The organism is Glutamicibacter sp. NPDC087344, assembly GCF_044744225.1.
In the GTDB taxonomy this organism is placed as follows: Bacteria; Actinomycetota; Actinomycetes; order Actinomycetales; family Micrococcaceae; genus Glutamicibacter.
Map to the genome: position 1 here is coordinate 18,926 of NZ_JBIUXY010000015.1, position 16,724 is coordinate 35,649.

12 protein-coding genes are annotated in these 16,724 nt (G+C 59.9%); all 12 read right to left on the minus strand.

The features are described 5' to 3' along the window. Positions 1-35: 35 nt before the first annotated feature. Complete coding sequence (rpsS, locus tag ACIOWL_RS19570) at positions 36-317, minus strand: 30S ribosomal protein S19 (protein ID WP_022874134.1); 282 nt, start codon at positions 315-317, stop codon at positions 36-38. A 12-nt stretch (positions 318-329) separates the two neighbouring features. Further along, positions 330-1,169, minus strand: coding sequence for a 50S ribosomal protein L2 (rplB, locus tag ACIOWL_RS19575; protein WP_141365958.1), 840 nt, complete (start codon positions 1,167-1,169; stop codon positions 330-332). Positions 1,170-1,200: 31 nt separating this feature from the next. Beyond that, positions 1,201-1,503 (minus strand): 50S ribosomal protein L23, encoded by a 303-nt coding sequence (rplW, locus tag ACIOWL_RS19580; protein WP_400389134.1) that lies wholly within the window; start codon positions 1,501-1,503, stop codon positions 1,201-1,203. Beyond that, a complete protein-coding gene (gene rplD / locus ACIOWL_RS19585; RefSeq protein WP_400389137.1) occupies positions 1,500-2,102 on the minus strand; it encodes a 50S ribosomal protein L4 in 603 nt (200 codons plus the stop codon). Before rplD ends, rplW begins: the two co-directional genes overlap by 4 nt. A 4-nt stretch (positions 2,103-2,106) precedes the next feature. Beyond that, positions 2,107-2,757 (minus strand): 50S ribosomal protein L3, encoded by a 651-nt coding sequence (gene rplC / locus ACIOWL_RS19590; protein WP_400389140.1) that lies wholly within the window; start codon positions 2,755-2,757, stop codon positions 2,107-2,109. 20 nt (positions 2,758-2,777) lie between these two features. Continuing rightward, the gene (gene rpsJ, locus ACIOWL_RS19595) at positions 2,778-3,086 is read right to left on the minus strand and encodes a 30S ribosomal protein S10 (protein ID WP_013349689.1); all 309 of its coding nucleotides are present in this window, start codon (positions 3,084-3,086) and stop codon (positions 2,778-2,780) included. Between the two features lie 434 nt (positions 3,087-3,520). Beyond that, positions 3,521-7,270, minus strand: a complete 3,750-nt coding sequence (locus tag ACIOWL_RS19600; RefSeq protein ID WP_400389143.1) for a hypothetical protein — start codon at positions 7,268-7,270, stop codon at positions 3,521-3,523. A 185-nt stretch (positions 7,271-7,455) separates the two neighbouring features. Then, on the minus strand, positions 7,456-8,646 hold the full coding sequence (tuf, locus tag ACIOWL_RS19605) for an elongation factor Tu (protein ID WP_400389146.1): 1,191 nt from the start codon (positions 8,644-8,646) through the stop codon (positions 7,456-7,458). Between the two features lie 239 nt (positions 8,647-8,885). After that, complete coding sequence (gene fusA / locus ACIOWL_RS19610; protein ID WP_400389149.1) at positions 8,886-11,000, minus strand: elongation factor G; 2,115 nt, start codon at positions 10,998-11,000, stop codon at positions 8,886-8,888. Between the two features lie 69 nt (positions 11,001-11,069). After that, a complete protein-coding gene (rpsG, locus tag ACIOWL_RS19615) occupies positions 11,070-11,540 on the minus strand; it encodes a 30S ribosomal protein S7 (protein ID WP_047119684.1) in 471 nt (156 codons plus the stop codon). After that, the gene (gene rpsL / locus ACIOWL_RS19620; protein ID WP_047119685.1) at positions 11,540-11,914 is read right to left on the minus strand and encodes a 30S ribosomal protein S12; all 375 of its coding nucleotides are present in this window, start codon (positions 11,912-11,914) and stop codon (positions 11,540-11,542) included. Before rpsL ends, rpsG begins: the two co-directional genes overlap by 1 nt. An 860-nt stretch (positions 11,915-12,774) precedes the next feature. Next, positions 12,775-16,665, minus strand: a complete 3,891-nt coding sequence (locus ACIOWL_RS19625) for a DNA-directed RNA polymerase subunit beta' (RefSeq protein ID WP_400389152.1) — start codon at positions 16,663-16,665, stop codon at positions 12,775-12,777. Between the last annotated feature and the right edge of the window lie 59 nt (positions 16,666-16,724).

A 16,724-nucleotide genomic window follows, 5' to 3' on the forward strand; every position in this document is an offset into this window, starting at 1 on the left:
GAAGTGCTAAGCGATCACTAGTTCCCTTGCGGGGCCTAGCGGCGCTTGCCCTTCTTGTCGTCCTTTACGTGGCCACGGAACGTGCGGGTTGGAGCAAACTCACCGAGCTTGTGACCAACCATGGATTCGGTGACAAACACAGGAATGTGCTTACGTCCGTCGTGCACGGCGATGGTGTGACCCAGCATGTCCGGGATGATCATCGAACGGCGGGACCACGTCTTGATGACGTTCTTGGTGCCCTTTTCGTTTTCAGCAACGACCTTCAGGAACAGGTGCTGATCGACGAAGGGGCCTTTCTTCAGGCTGCGTGGCATGTTTCCAGGCTCCTATCGCTTGTTCTTGCCGGTCTTGCGACGACGCACAATGAGCTTGTCGCTTTCCTTGTTCGGACGACGGGTGCGTCCTTCACGCTTACCGTTAGGGTTGACCGGGTGACGACCACCGGAGGTCTTACCCTCACCGCCACCGTGTGGGTGGTCGATCGGGTTCATGGCTACACCACGCACGGTTGGGCGAACGCCCTTCCAGCGCATGCGGCCGGCCTTACCCCAGTTGATGTTGATCTGCTCGGCGTTGCCGACCTCGCCGATGGTTGCGCGGCAGCGCACATCAACGTTGCGGATTTCGCCGGAAGGCAGACGCAGCTGAGCGAAGCGACCCTCACGGGCAACCAGCTGGATCGATGCACCAGCCGAGCGAGCCATCTTGGCGCCGCCACCTGGGCGAAGCTCCACAGCGTGAATCACGGAACCAACCGGGATGTTACGCAGCGGCAGGTTGTTACCTGGCTTGATGTCAGCGTTCGGACCGGCCTCAACGGTGTCACCCTGGTTGAGGTTGTTCGGTGCGATGATGTAGCGCTTGGTGCCGTCCACGTAGTGGAGCAGTGCAATACGAGCGGTACGGTTCGGGTCGTACTCGATGTGAGCGACCTTTGCCGGAACGCCGTCCTTGTCGTGACGACGGAAGTCGATCACGCGGTATGCGCGCTTGTGTCCGCCACCCTTGTGTCGGGTGGTGATCTTACCGGAGTTGTTACGGCCGCCGCTCTTGGTGAGTGGACGAACCAACGACTTTTCCGGAGTCGATCGGGTGATTTCTGCGAAGTCGGCTACCGACGAGCCGCGAAGGCCCGGGGTAGTCGGCTTGTACTTACGAATTCCCATTTATTCTATTCCTCGTTAAAGTGGTCTCCGCTTAGGAAAGCGGACCGCCGAAGATGTCAATCGAACCGTCTTTGAGGGTGATGATTGCACGCTTGGTAGCCTTGCGTGTTCCCCACCCGAAGCGGGTGCGCTTGCGCTTACCTGCACGGTTGATGGTGTTGACGGACTCAACCTTGACGTTGAAGATAGCTTCAACGGCATTCTTGATTTCCGACTTGTTCGAACGTGGGTCGACCAGGAAGGTGTACTTACCTTCGTCGATCAGACCGTAGCTCTTTTCCGATACGACTGGTGCGATGACCACGTCGTGTGGAGCCTTGGAGAAGGTGCTCACTTGGCTTCCTCCTTCTGGACCAGGGCATCGAATGCAGCCTTGGTGAAGACTACGTCATCCGAAACCAGAACATCGTAGGTGTTCAGCTGGTCGACGTACAGAACGTGCACAGCGGCGAGGTTGCGCACGGACAGTGCTGCAACGTCGTTGGCGCGATCGATGACGACAAGCAGGTTCTTGCGCTCGGTCAGCGAACGCAGGGTTGCCAGTGCTTCCTTGGTCGACGGGGTTTCACCGGCAACCAGGTTTTCAATGACATGTACGCGATCGAAGCGTGCACGATCAGACAGGGCGCCGCGCAGTGCAGCAGCCTTCATCTTCTTCGGGGTACGCTGCGAGTAATCACGTGGGGTTGGGCCGTGGACGATGCCACCACCGGTCATGTGAGGAGCGCGGATCGAACCCTGACGGGCGCGGCCGGTACCCTTCTGCTTGAACGGCTTGCGACCTGCACCCGAAACCTCGGAGCGGTCCTTGACCTTGTGGGTACCCTGACGGGCAGCAGCCAGCTGTGCAACGACAACCTGGTGCAGCAGCGGGACGTTGGTCTGTACGCCGAAGATGCTCTCTGGCAGTTCGACCTTAAGTGCCTTAGTCATTTACTTATGCTCCCTTCACGGCGGTGCGTACGAGGACGACACGGCCGCGGGCGCCTGGAACGGCACCCTTGATCAGCAGGAGGTTCTTCTCAGCGTCGATGGCGTGGATGGTCAGGTTCTGCGTGGTGACACGCTCCGAACCCATACGACCGGCCATCTTCTGTCCACGGAAAACGCGACCTGGGGTCGATGCGCCGCCGATGGAACCTGGCTTGCGGTGGTTCTTGTGAGCACCGTGCGAAGCGCCTACGCCATGGAAGTTGTGACGCTTCATAACGCCGGCGAAGCCCTTACCCTTCGAGGTACCGATGACGTCGACCTTCTGGCCGGCTTCAAAGATCTCGACGGACAGTTCCTGGCCAGCTGCGTACTCGGCAGCGTCTGCGGTGCGCAGTTCTACCAGGTGACGACGTGGGGTCACGCCAGCAGCTTCGAAGTGACCTGCCAGTGGCTTGGTTACCTTGCGCGGATCGATCTGGCCGTAGCCGATCTGAACTGCGGTGTAGCCATCGCGGTCAGCGTTGCGAAGCTGGGTGATAACGTTGCTATCAGCCTGCACGACGGTGACAGGGATCAGGTTGTTGTTCTCGTCCCAAACCTGGGTCATGCCGAGCTTCGTGCCCAGCAGGCCCTTAACATTGCGGGTTGCGGTCATAGTTTTCTCGCCACCTCCCCTTAAAGCTTGATTTCGATGTTGACATCCGCTGGCAGGTCGAGACGCATCAGCGAATCAACAGCCTTCGGGGTCGGATCAACGATGTCGATCAGACGCTTGTGCGTGCGCATTTCGAAGTGCTCACGGCTGTCCTTGTACTTGTGTGGCGAACGGATAACGCAGTACACGTTCTTCTCCGTTGGCAGCGGCACTGGGCCGACTACGGTTGCGCCTGCGCGCGTGACCGTCTCAACGATCTTCCGTGCTGAAACGTCAATGACCTCGTGGTCATACGACTTCAGCCGGATGCGGATTTTCTGTCCCGCCATGGCGTCATGCCTCTTTCTGATAGCACTATTTACAAGTTCTGTGCCTATATACGGGCTCTTGCGAGCCGGCACGCCTTACGCTGCGGCTGAATCCGAATAAATCCGGGTTCCTCAACCCCAGGAGGCTCCGACCCCCGAACTCGGGCGTGTCGTGAAAATTTTAGTCACAACAGCCCGCAAAAGTTTTCACTTTTATCGAAGGCCTTAGAGTTTGAAACGGTTGTATCGATCCCGAACCCCAGGCATTATCCTGCGTGAGAGTCGATCCCGGTTGTTCAAACCAGCCGATTACCCCGCGAAACGGGGATCGGGTTGCAACGAAGCAACTTATCTAGTCTGACAGGTCGATGCAGATCGCGCAAATCTTTCAGGCTCTTTGGGGCGCGTGATCTTGACCTCACGCGCCCGAGGAGTTGATCTCCGGCGTAAAAATTTTACCGAGGCGAGTCTGCGTTGGGTGGCTCCGAATGAGGCACCTCGCTCTGCGGACTATCTTGTTTCGAGTTTTTGTCCACCCGTGAAAGTTTGATGACCGCGGCGACAATCAATCCAAGCCCAAGGATTACCAGCCAGAGGAAGGCCAAGGAACGCAGAGACCAGAGCACTGCTAGCGTGATAGTTGCCGCGCCCCACCAGATATACAGCCGGCGCCCTTGCTTGAGTCCGTAGGCAATCAGTGCCGCGAAGAACACCAGTGCGTAGATTCGTGTCACCGGGTTGGCTTGAATCAGGTCTGCCAGCATCGCCAGGTTCGCCAATACACCGGCAACCACCAGGTAGCGATGCTCCAGCAGCGGAGTTTTTTGAACTATCCGCCACAGCGCCAGCAACACAAACACCACGCTGCCGTACGCGGCCAGAGTGCTTGCCTGCGGAAGATGTTCCAGTTGAATGTAGCTGCTCATCCCCAGGCAGGCCGTCAAGGGCAACAAGAGATCAACGGTGAATGGCTTGAGTTGCTGCGGGCATTCGAAAATTCGCAAGGCCACGGCCACCGCAAAGATCAGCACCGCCCCGCCCAACACCGAGCCCGTGCCGGGACTTCCCAGATGGGCCAGCCCACCGGCACCGGCCGCAGTCGCCAGGCCCATGGCCAGGTAGAGCCTCGATGCCGAACCCTTGGGATCCACGGCTCGGTATGTGAGCTGCGGGTAGCGCGGCGTTGGCTCGGCGAATCGCCCGTGGGCTGCCGCCAGCACGTAGAGGATAAAACTCGCTCCCAGCAGCACCCACACCAGATCCAAGGTTTGCATCCTGTTGGGGATCTGCTGTTCACGCCACAGCTGGACCACGAGATACAGTGCGTAGCTGGTGAAAATTCCGGTTCCCGCCGCAAACCATGCCACGGCACGGGTATGGACCAAGAGGGTAAAAATCATTGCGGCAAGAACCGCCCCGGCGATGATCCATCCACTGGCCGGATTCCACGCGGCAAGCACCAACAGCGGCGCGAACAGTGCTACACCCAATACCAGGCTCAGATTCTGTGTGCGCCGCAGTATCCACTCGGCACTCGCGGCAAGCACCGCGAACCCCAACAGCATGCCAAAGGAGACATTCGTGTCCCACCAGGCACTGCGCACCCAACCGGTTGTTCTCGACATGCTCCACGCCGGAATCTGGATCAGGGCAAGCAGCCCCAGGATCGGGGCCACCAGGTAAAATTGCCGCGCGAACCCGGCCTGCCGATCAGCAAGGAAGGCAAAACTTCCGTACAGCCCAAACAGCACGCTCGCCAGGAGCAGCACTCCCCTATCGGCCGGTGTGTTCACGGCCAGATACACGGCGGTGGATACCGGCAGGAAAACCAACATCCCCCACGCGATAACCTTCAGCTCGCTGCGCAGCTGCTGGCGCTGACGCCAGGCATAACCCAAACGAGCGAGTTGCGGCAGGACCAAGGAGACCATGAACATGGCGAACTGGCCATGCACGTCAAAGCCCATGTGCCAGGTGAACCACCAGATGGAGCCCGAGAAGATCAGTTGCGCAGCACCGGCGTAAATCATCTTCCACATCGCGTGGTGTACCCGGCGGGCTTCGAAGAGGAAGTAAGCAATCAGCGCCAGTCCCAGCAGCGGGGCAACCTGCCACCACGTGAGCGTGAGACTCAAGAGTCCAATGAGCACTAGAATTCCTGCCGCGGTTGCACGTACCAGGTGCTCCTCGCGCGTGGAATGCGCGGCGATCCGCAGCCCCGAGGCCATGGTCAACACCACGGCGGGGATCATGCCAACAACAAACCAACCCGCATGGCTCAACCCGAAGAGTATCTGTGCCTGGTCGGAGCCCAATCCGGTGAGCGCAGCAAGGGTCCCGGCGGCAGCCAACGCGCTGAAGGCGATCCGCACTGGTCGCAGATCAAGCTCACGGATTCTCAGTGAGTTTGAGTTCAAGCGCAGGATGTCCGCGGCCCACCAGGCAAAAAGAACCACCCACAGCCCGAGGATGCTTCCCAGGCTTTGCGCCGGGAATTCAGAAGGATACATCAGCGTAGCTGCGCTGCGTCCGGCAGTGATGCCCAGGGCCAGGCCCAGGAACCACAGCACCATCCGATAGCCTGCATTCCAGGCTCCCTCGGTCCGCCGGCTGATGAGCACCATGATCACCAGCGCCAGAATCAGCGAGGGCAACAGGCGCCAAGGGTCGCTTGCGCTGTCCGCAGCGGGCACAAAGGCAAACAGCAGAAGCGCCGCGGCCTCAATTTTCGCGTTGCGCCACAGTCCCGGCAAGGTTGAGAGCATCAAGACCGGAACCACGACCAGGCTGATGAGACTGGACTCGGACGCGGAGCCGCCTGCCTCATAGGCGGTCACCACGGACAGCAAGCTCAATACCCAGAGGCTAGCTCGCTCGATGCGCCACAGTGAATCATCAACGGCAAAAACTTCGCGATACCGTCGCCCGGCCACCAGCACCGCCACGCCCTGGGCGGCAAGCAGGAAGGCAAGAACCAGCGCGATGGTTGAGACGCGTAGTTCCAGCACCGCACAGCCGGCCACCACCGTGAGCATGGCACTCAGCCGCGCCCCCAGGAATCGCAGGTGGCGCATGGAATCGAAAAGCCTGACCCCCAGCAGTTGCTGTATGGTCAGCAGGAAAAAGACCCACAGGTAATCCCGCGCGCTCAGTTGCGAGGCAAGGATCACCGCCAATCCCAGTACCAATGCCGGGAGCAGCTGCGCCGTTGAATGCAGCGCCTGGAAGAACAGGGAGGCGCGCACTGCCATGCTGCGTGTAGCGGCGAGCAACAAGATGATGGAGAGCAGCAACAAAAACAGCAAGTAGTAGAACACTCCACGCTGCATGGTGGCTGCCCCGGCCATGGCGGTACTCACCAGGATCAGCACCGCCAGCCAGGCAAGAACCCGGGAACGGAAGCGCAACGTGGCGTACCCAACGGCCAGCGTGGCAATGGCGGAGAACACCAGCCACACCGTGGGACCGCTGAGGTTCACGGTGTTGTAGGTGGCAATGGCGCTCAGCGGAAGCAACGCGAGACCTGTGCCGGCAAAGGCCGCGGCGGCCGGACGCAACGAGGCACGGGTAGCGTGGACAATCAATCCGCCGCCGTAGAACACCCCGGCCAGGGCGAACAACGCCACCAACTTGGCCAGGGGCGGGAGCGCAAAGCTGAGGAACAGCGCCCCGGCTGCAACAATCATCAGCGCCGCCACGTAGAGGGTGATGTTGATGTTTCGCAGTTCGCGTTCGCGTTTGCTGAGGACCTTGACCGGTTTGGCAGGGGTGCTCAGCACCGGCGGCGCAGAGGCGGCCGAGAGTACCGTCGCTGCATTCGTGGCCGGTGCGGCCTGCCAGAACAGTTGGCGGCTAGGCGCCTGCGGTTCGGTGGTTGCGCCCGCCTGAGGCACGGAATCGGCCGCAGGCCGCTCAGTGGCCCGTGGCTCTGGCGTTGCCGGCCCTGCGTTCGAGAATTCGGGTGCCACCGGTTCGGGTGTGGCAGGCTCGGGTGCGCCCGGGGCTGTTTCGGACACGGCGGCCGTGGCCGCGGCACTGCGCTGCTGTTCGGCGTAGAAACGTACCGCGGCGCCATACCCTTCCTGCCAGGCGGTTTCGCGCGCCTTGAGCAGCGCCGGTGAATCCTTGGCGGGAGTCTTGCTCCCCTGCCGGCGGCCAATAAAAAACGCTGCCGCGATCAGAACCAGTGCTAAGACCACTTCCATTCTCCGTGCGCTCCCCTCACAACTGATCTATTGTGCGGCGAGCAGTCGCCGCCCTTCTCCAATTAGACCAGCTTTTAGAGTTACTTGCCACATTCGGACACCGTTAAGACAGAAATCCCCGCCACTCGTAATGAGTGACGGGGAAAGCTGTTCGACCGCTAGCGGTCTAGAACATCAAGTAGAAACTACTTGGTGATCGTGGTGACCTTGCCCGAACCAACGGTGCGGCCGCCTTCACGGATAGCGAAGCCGAGGCCCTCTTCCATAGCGATTGGCTGGATCAGCTCAACCGACATTTCGGTGTTGTCGCCTGGCATAACCATTTCGGTGCCCTCTGGGAGGGTGATAACGCCGGTTACGTCGGTGGTGCGGAAGTAGAACTGCGGACGGTAGTTCGAGTAGAACGGGTTGTGACGTCCGCCTTCGTCCTTCGACAGGATGTAGACGTTTGCATCGAAGTTGGTGTGCGGGGTGATCGAGCCTGGGGCTACGATAACCTGGCCGCGCTCAACATCGTCGCGCTTCAGACCGCGAAGCAGCAGACCACAGTTCTCGCCTGCCCATGCTTCGTCGAGCTGCTTGTGGAACATCTCGATACCGGTAACGGTGGTCTTCTGGATCGGGCGGATGCCAACGATCTCGACCTCGGAGTTGATGGCCAGGGTGCCACGCTCGGCGCGACCGGTCACCACGGTACCGCGACCGGTGATGGTGAAGACGTCCTCGATTGGCATCAGGAATGGCTTGTCGCGGTCGCGAACTGGGTTCGGGATGAAGCTGTCAACAGCGTCCATCAGTTCCTCAACAGCTGCAACCCACTTTGGATCGCCTTCCAGAGCCTTCAGGCCCGAAACGCGGATCACTGGTGCGTCGTCGCCATCGAAGCCCTGCGAGGACAGAAGTTCGCGAACTTCCATCTCCACGAGCTCAAGCAGCTCTTCGTCGTCAACCATGTCCGACTTGTTCAGTGCGACCATCAGGGTAGGAACACCAACCTGGCGGGCCAGCAGAACGTGCTCGCGGGTCTGAGCCATTGGGCCGTCAGTTGCGGCAACAACCAGGATCGCGCCGTCCATCTGGGCAGCACCGGTGATCATGTTCTTGACGTAGTCAGCGTGGCCTGGAGCATCAACGTGTGCGTAGTGACGAGCTTCGGTCTGGTACTCGATGTGCGAGATGTTGATGGTAATACCGCGCTGGCGCTCTTCCGGAGCGGAGTCAATGTTAGCGAAGTCGCGCTTCTCGTTGATATCTGGGTACTTGTCAGCCAGAACCTTGGAGATTGCTGCGGTCAGCGTGGTCTTACCGTGGTCAACGTGACCGATGGTACCAATGTTGACGTGCGGCTTGCTGCGCTCGAACTTTGCCTTTGCCACAAGTTCCTCCTAGAAACATTTACAGAAGACATTTTTCGTCTGCGCGGTTCGCAAACGAACTTCAAATAGTCTACTGGGGGCATGGATAAATATGGAAATTTCGGTCCTCTGCGGGCCCTGCATGTGATGCAAATCCCTCGTTGGCCGTTTGCAAGGCCGGCCTCAACGAATTAACGCCGGCCTTGCGATCGGCCACTTCCCCACACGGGGGTCACGGCCAAGTGGTTGTTCCCGGACGATTACTCGCCGCGGGACTTCTGGATGATCTCGTCGGCAACAGCCTTCGGGACCTCAGAGTAGCTGTCGAAGGTCATCGAGTAAACTGCGCGACCCTGGGTCTTGGAACGCAGATCACCAATGTAACCGAACATCTCAGACAGTGGCACACCAGCCTTGATGACCTTAACGCCTGCGGCGTCGGACATCTCCTGGATCGAACCACGACGGGAGTTCAGGTCGCCGATAACGTCGCCCATGTACTCTTCCGGGGTACGAACCTCAACGGACATCAGTGGTTCGAGCAGAACAGGGTTGGCGCGGCGTGCGCCTTCCTTGAATACCTGCGAACCAGCGATCTTGAATGCCATTTCCGAGGAGTCGACATCGTGGTAAGCACCGTCGATGAGGGTGGCCTTCACGCCAACCAGCGGGTAACCGGCGAGGATACCGTACTGCATGGCGTCCTGGATACCTGCGTCAACCGATGGGATGTACTCACGAGGCACACGACCGCCGGTGACGGCGTTCTTGAACTCGTAGGTTACGCCGTCCACAACTTCCAGAGGCTCGAACGAGACCTGGACCTTTGCGAACTGACCCGAACCACCGGTCTGCTTCTTGTGGGTGAAGTCAACCTTCTCCACAGCCTTCTTGATGGTTTCGCGGTATGCAACCTGCGGCTTGCCGACGTTGGCTTCCACGCGGAATTCGCGCTTCATGCGGTCCACCAGGATGTCCAGGTGAAGCTCGCCCATGCCGCCGATTTCGGTCTGGCCGGTGTCTTCGTTCAGCGACACGGTGAAGGTTGGATCCTCCGCCGAGAGCTTCTGAATAGCGGTCGACAGCTTTTCCTGGTCACCCTTGGTCTTAGGCTCGATGGCCACGAAGATCACTGGATCCGGGAAGGTCATCGACTCAAGAACGATTGGGTTCTGCGGATCGCACAGGGTGTCACCGGTGGTGGTGTCCTTCAGGCCGATCACTGCGTAGATGTGACCTGCGTGGATCTCGTCTACCGGATTCTCCTTGTTGGAGTGCATCTGGAAGAGCTTGCCAACGCGCTCCTTCTTGCCCTTGGTGGAGTTCAGCAGCTGTGCGCCGGACTCGACCTTGCCGGAGTAAACGCGGATGAAGTTCAACTGGCCGAAGAACGGGTGAGCGGCAATCTTGAAAGCCAGTGCCGAGAATGGTGCATCCTCGGAAGGCTCGCGGGTGAGCTCGATTTCTTCGTTCTTTGGATCGTGGCCGACCATGGCGCCCACATCCAGTGGGGATGGCAGGTAGTCGATCACGGCGTCCAGCATAGGCTGCACACCGCGGTTCTTGAAGGCCGAACCACAGAAGACCGGGTAGGCTTCCGAGTTCACGGTCATCTTGCGGATGCCTGCCTTGAGCTCCTCAACGGAGATCTCTTCGCCTTCGAGGTACTTCTCCATCAGCTCTTCGGATGCCTCAGCGACATCTTCAACCAGCTTTGCGCGGTATTCCTCGGCCTTTTCCTGCAGGTCTGCAGGAATTTCGCGGGTTTCGTACGCTGCGCCCATGGTGACGTCGCCCTTGGCGTCGCCTTCCCAGACGAAAGCCTTCATGGAGAGCAGGTCCACAACGCCGGTGAATTCCGACTCGGAACCGATTGGCAGCTGCATAACCAGCGGCTTGGCACCCAAGCGCTTGACGATGGTGTCTACGGTGAAGTAGAAGTCAGCGCCCAGCTTGTCCATCTTGTTGACGAAGCAGATGCGTGGAACATCGTACTTGTCAGCCTGACGCCAAACGGTCTCCGACTGCGGCTCAACACCTTCCTTGCCGTCGAACACGGCAACGGCGCCATCGAGCACGCGCAGCGAGCGCTCCACCTCAACGGTGAAGTCAACGTGGCCCGGGGTGTCGATGATGTTGATCTGGTTCTTGTTCCAGAAGCAAGTCACGGCCGCGGAGGTAATGGTGATACCGCGTTCCTTTTCCTGCTCCATCCAGTCGGTGGTCGAGGCACCGTCGTGGGTCTCACCGAGCTTGTGGTTTACACCCGTGTAGAAAAGGATGCGCTCGGTAGTTGTGGTCTTACCGGCATCGATGTGAGCCATGATGCCGATGTTGCGGACCTTATTCAGGTCAGTCAGCACGTCCTGTGCCACGTTGTCTCCCTAAGAGGTGGTGCTGGAACTGCCGGGCGCCGGTAGACGCCCAGCAATTCCAAGCGGTTCTTACCAGCGGTAGTGGGCGAATGCCTTGTTGGACTCAGCCATCTTGTGAGTGTCTTCACGACGCTTCACAGCTGCACCAAGACCATTCGAGGCGTCCAGGATCTCGTTCATCAAACGCTCGATCATGGTCTTCTCGCGGCGAGCCTTGGAGTAGCCAACCAGCCAGCGCAGAGCCAGTGCGGTTGCACGGCCTGGCTTGACCTCGACGGGAACCTGGTAGGTCGCGCCACCAACACGGCGGGAACGAACCTCAAGGGCCGGACGGATGTTGTCCATGGCCTTCTTGAGGGTCGACACGGCGTCGGTACCGGACTTGGCAGCTGCACCTTCGAGTGCACCGTAAACAATGCGCTCTGCAGTGGACTTCTTGCCGTCTACGAGAACCTTGTTGATCAACTGGGTGACCAATGGGGAATCGTAAACTGGATCAGAAACTAGTGGGCGCTTTGGCGCCGGACCCTTACGAGGCATTACTTACCATCCTTCTTTGCACCGTAGCGGGAACGAGCCTGCTTACGATCCTTCACACCCTGGGTATCCAGAGCACCACGAACAATCTTGTAACGGACACCTGGCAAGTCCTTCACACGACCACCGCGAACGAGCACGATGGAGTGTTCCTGCAGGTTGTGACCGACACCTGGGATGTAAGCGGTGACCTCAATGCCACCGGCAAGGCGCACACGTGCGACCTTACGCAGTGCCGAGTTCGGCTTCTTTGGGGTGGTGGTGTACACACGAGTGCACACGCCACGGCGCATTGGGTTGCCCTTCAGGGCAGGAGCCTTGGTCTTTACGACCTTAGGCGAGCGGCCCTTGCGGACCAGCTGCTGAATAGTAGGCACTTTCGTGTCCTTCCATTGTCTAAGTTCTTCGGCACGGCATCGGGCAGGGCGGGCTTATGCGGGCTCACACTGTCCTTTGCAGCACTAACTGCTTGCTTTACCGCCCATCCAGGATCTGATTGTCCCTAGGCGTGCGAAAGTGTGGCATTCGTTGCGCAACCTACCCGCAACCCGGACCGAGTCCATTTTGCCACACATAAAACAATTGCTTTAACTCTAGCATTAATCAGCCCCTGCACCATGAACAGTAAGCTATCTCACCGCGGGGCACCGTGCGATTACTGCTTGATGCCACCGGGCGGTGAGGACCTTGGTTCCAAACTATCGCCCGTCGGTGAACGGGCAACCGCCATCAGGTGACACCTCACTGAACAGCGCGTCGCACCGAGAGCATGGGTGCTTTTATAGATGAATTGACATCTAGTTGAAAATTCTACTCATGCCAAAAAGGGCCCGGCACCATGCACCCGGCCACCCAGATCCTCGCCAGCGGCATTCCCGCTCGGCAGCAGTACCCGGACCCAGAGGACCGGCAGCGAAGCTCGCTACACCGACTGCGCATACCGACTGCGATCACCTACTGAGGCTAGTTGATAAATCATCCCAATCGGGAGCATCGGGGTTCGGGCTGCGTTTGCGCCGCTCCCCCGCAGCTACCCCATGCGGACCTTGGATGAACCACCGCCGACCCTCGCGGCAAGGTCATTTACTGGTTGATGAATCCCCCATGTTGTTTTCCTGCGGGCACGCGGCATGGCATCACGAAGACCTGAGCCGGCATTAAAGCCGAAGGCGCCCGCCGCACACCTAAGTGTGCGGCGGGCGCCCTACGAGCTAACTAGCCTCGGCAGGCTTCCGGTTTAGCGGAAGTCCGAGCCGTGGTCGTAGTCGTCCATCGAGATGGCACGGAATTCAGGCGACAGCCCGCCTTCCAGCGCATCGTCGTACAGACCCGAGGAGAAGGCCGAGGTGCCGGTGAACAAAGTTGCCTTTGCTTCATCGGTTGGCTCAACGTCGACCTGGGTGTAGCGATCCAGACCGGTACCGGCCGGGATCAGCTTACCGATGATCACGTTCTCCTTCAGACCGCGCAGCGGATCTTCCTTGCCTTCCATCGCGGCCTGGGTCAGGACGCGAGTGGTTTCCTGGAAGGAAGCAGCCGACAGCCACGAATCGGTGGCGAGCGATGCCTTGGTAATACCCATCATCTCGTCACGACCGGCAGCCGGACGCTTGCTCTCGGCAACGGCCTTGCGGTTCGCCGCGGTGAAGCGTGAACGGTCTGCAAGCTCGCCCGGGAGCAACTCGGTTTCGCCTGATTCGATGACGGTGACGCGACGCAGCATCTGGCGGACGATGACTTCCACGTGCTTATCGTGGATGCCCACACCCTGGGACTGGTACACGTCCTGAACCTCGCGGACCAGGAACTTCTGCGCCTCACGTGGGCCCAGAACTCGCAGCACCTGCTTCGGATCCAGGGTACCGCTGGTCAACTGGGTACCGGCGGTGATGGACTGGCCATCTTCCACCAGCAGGCGAGCACGACGCAGAACCGGGTAGGCCTGCTTCTCGTCGCCGTTGTCCGGGGTCACCACAACACGCAGCTGCTTCTCGTCGTCTTCGATCGACACGCGACCGGAGACCTCTGACATCGGAGCCACACCCTTCGGGGTACGGGCTTCGAAGAGCTCCTGGATACGAGGCAGACCCTGGGTGATATCGTCAGCCGATGCCACACCACCGGTGTGGAAGGTACGCATGGTCAGCTGGGTACCAGGCTCACCGATGGACTGCGCGGCGATAATGCCCACTGCCTCACCGATGTCCACGGTCTTACCGGTTGCCAACGAACGGCCGTAGCACAGTGCACAGGTTCCCACAGCGGAGTCGCAGGTCAGCACGGAGCGAACGCGGATCTCATCAACGCCTGCTTCATACAGGACGTCAATCAGCACGTCGCCCACGTCGCTGCCGGCAGCCGCCAAGACGTTGCCTTCGGCATCCTTGGCATCGGCGGCCAGCGTACGGGTGTACGCCGAATTCTCCACGGTTTCGTGCTTCACGCGCACACCGCTGGTGGTGTCCGCAATGGCAACGGTCAAGCCGCGCTTGGTGCCGCAGTCCTCTTCGCGGACAATGACGTCCTGCGAAACGTCCACCAGACGACGGGTCAGGTAACCCGAGTTAGCGGTCTTCAGTGCGGTATCCGCCAGACCCTTACGGGCACCGTGGGTTGCAATGAAGTACTCCAACACGGACAGGCCTTCACGGTAGGAAGACTTGATCGGGCGCGGGATGATCTCACCCTTAGGGTTGGACACCAGGCCGCGGATACCGGCAATCTGGCGCAGTTGCAGCCAGTTACCACGAGCCTTGGAGGTCACCATTCGGTTAATGGTGTTCAGCTCTTCCATGCCGTTCTTCATGGCCTCGGCAACCTCGTCGGTAGCCTTGGTCCAGATGTCGATCAGGTCCTGGCGGCGCTCAACGTCGGCAATCAGGCCCTTGTCGTACGAGGCCTGGACCTTGCGGGCACGTTCCTCGTACGGCTCAAGGATCTTGGCCTTGTTCATGTTCGAGGTGATGTCCGAGATCGCCACGGTGATGCCCGAGCGGGTTGCCCAGTGGAAACCGGCATCCTTCAGGTTATCCAGCGTTGCCGCTGCGACAACCTTCGGGTAGCGCTCAGCCAAGTCGTTCACGATGTCGGACAGCGCGTCCTTGCCGGCCACGCGGGATACCCATGGGTAGTCCGCAGGCAGGGTGTCGTTGAACAGCACCTGGCCCAGCGAGGTGTCCAGCAGTGCCGGGGTACCTGGCTCCCAGCCTTCCGGAGCTGCCTGCTCGTCGGAAGGAACAAACTTCTCAACACGCACCTTGATCGGAGCGTTCAGGTGCAGTTCGCCGCGGTCCTTGGCCATGATGGCCTCGGAAACCGAGGAGAACACGCGCCCGGCGCCCATTTCATCCTCACGCTTGGTGGTGAGGTGGTGCAGGCCGATGATCATATCCTGCGAAGGCAGAGCCACCGGACGGCCGTCCGAAGGCTTGAGGATGTTGTGCGAGGACAGCATCAGGATGCGGGCTTCAGCCTGGGCTTCGGGGCTCAGCGGCAGGTGAACTGCCATCTGGTCGCCGTCGAAGTCAGCGTTGAACGCGCCACACACCAGCGGGTGCAGCTGCAGCGCCTTACCCTCAACGAGCTGAGGCTCGAAGGCCTGGATACCCAGGCGGTGCAGGGTTGGTGCACGGTTGAGCAGCACCGGGTGCTCGGTGATGATCTCTTCGAGAACATCCCACACCTGCGGGCGGTAACGCTCGACCATGCGCTTGGCGCTCTTGATGTTCTGTGCGTGGTTGAGGTCAACCAGGCGCTTCATCACAAACGGCTTGAACAGCTCCAGGGCCATCTGCTTAGGCAGGCCGCACTGGTGCAGCTTCAGCTGCGGGCCGACCACGATGACCGAACGGCCCGAGTAGTCAACACGCTTACCCAGCAGGTTCTGACGGAAACGACCCTGCTTGCCCTTGAGCATGTCGCTCAGGGACTTCAGCGGGCGGTTGCCCGGTCCGGTGACCGGACGGCCGCGACGGCCGTTGTCGAACAGGGAGTCAACGGCTTCCTGCAGCATGCGCTTTTCGTTGTTCACGATGATCTCAGGTGCCCCGAGATCAAGCAGTCGCTTGAGGCGGTTGTTGCGGTTGATCACACGGCGGTAGAGGTCGTTCAGGTCCGAGGTGGCGAAACGGCCACCGTCAAGCTGAACCATTGGGCGCAGCTCTGGCGGGATCACTGGAACGGCGTCGAGCACCATGCCCTTTGGCGAGTTGCCATTGGCCAGGAATGCGTTGACAACTTTCAGGCGCTTGAGCGCACGGGCCTTCTTCTGGCCCTTGCCGTTGTCGATGATCGACTTCAGCTCTTCGGCTTCGCCCTCAAGGTCGAAGTTCTCCAGGCGCTTCTGGATCGCCTCGGCACCCATGGAGCCTTCGAAGAACAGTCCGTACTTCTCACGCATGGTGCGGTACAGGCCTTCGTCGCCTTCGAGGTCGGCGACCTTCAGGCCCTTGAAGCGTTCCCAGACCGCACGCAGGCGCTCGGCTTCAGCCTTGGCGCGCTTGTCGATCTGCAGGACGGTCTTCTCGGCCAGGGTGCGGGCCTTGTTCAGCTCGGCGTTTTTGGCGCCGTCGGCTTCCAGACGCTCCAGCTCGGCTTCCAGGTCGGCTGCAACAGCCTTCTTGTCAGCTTCGGAGTTGTTCGCCAGCTGGCGCAGCTCGAGGTCGTGCTGTGCCTGCAGATTCGGCATCTCCGCGTGGCGGCGATCCTCGTTCACTGAGGTGATCATGTAGGCGGCGAAGTAGATGACCTTTTCCAGGTCCTTCGGCGCCAAGTCCAGCAGGTAGCCCAAGCGCGAAGGAACGCCCTTGAAGTACCAGATGTGGGTCACGGGAGCGGCAAGCTCGATGTGGCCCATGCGTTCACGGCGCACGTTTGCGCGGGTCACCTCAACGCCGCAGCGTTCGCAGATGATGCCCTTGAAACGTACACGCTTGTACTTGCCGCAGTAGCATTCCCAGTCGCGGGAAGGACCGAAGATCTTTTCGCAGAAAAGACCGTCCTTCTCCGGCTTCAGGGTGCGGTAGTTGATGGTTTCAGGCTTCTTGACCTCGCCGTAGCTCCAGGCGCGGATTTCGTCCGCGGTGGCAAGGTTAATGCGCATGAGGCCAAATGAGGAATCGTTGGACATAGGGTCCTTTTCTCTCTTCTATGGTGTCTGAAGTCGATACGAATAAGTTGGTGTGCGGC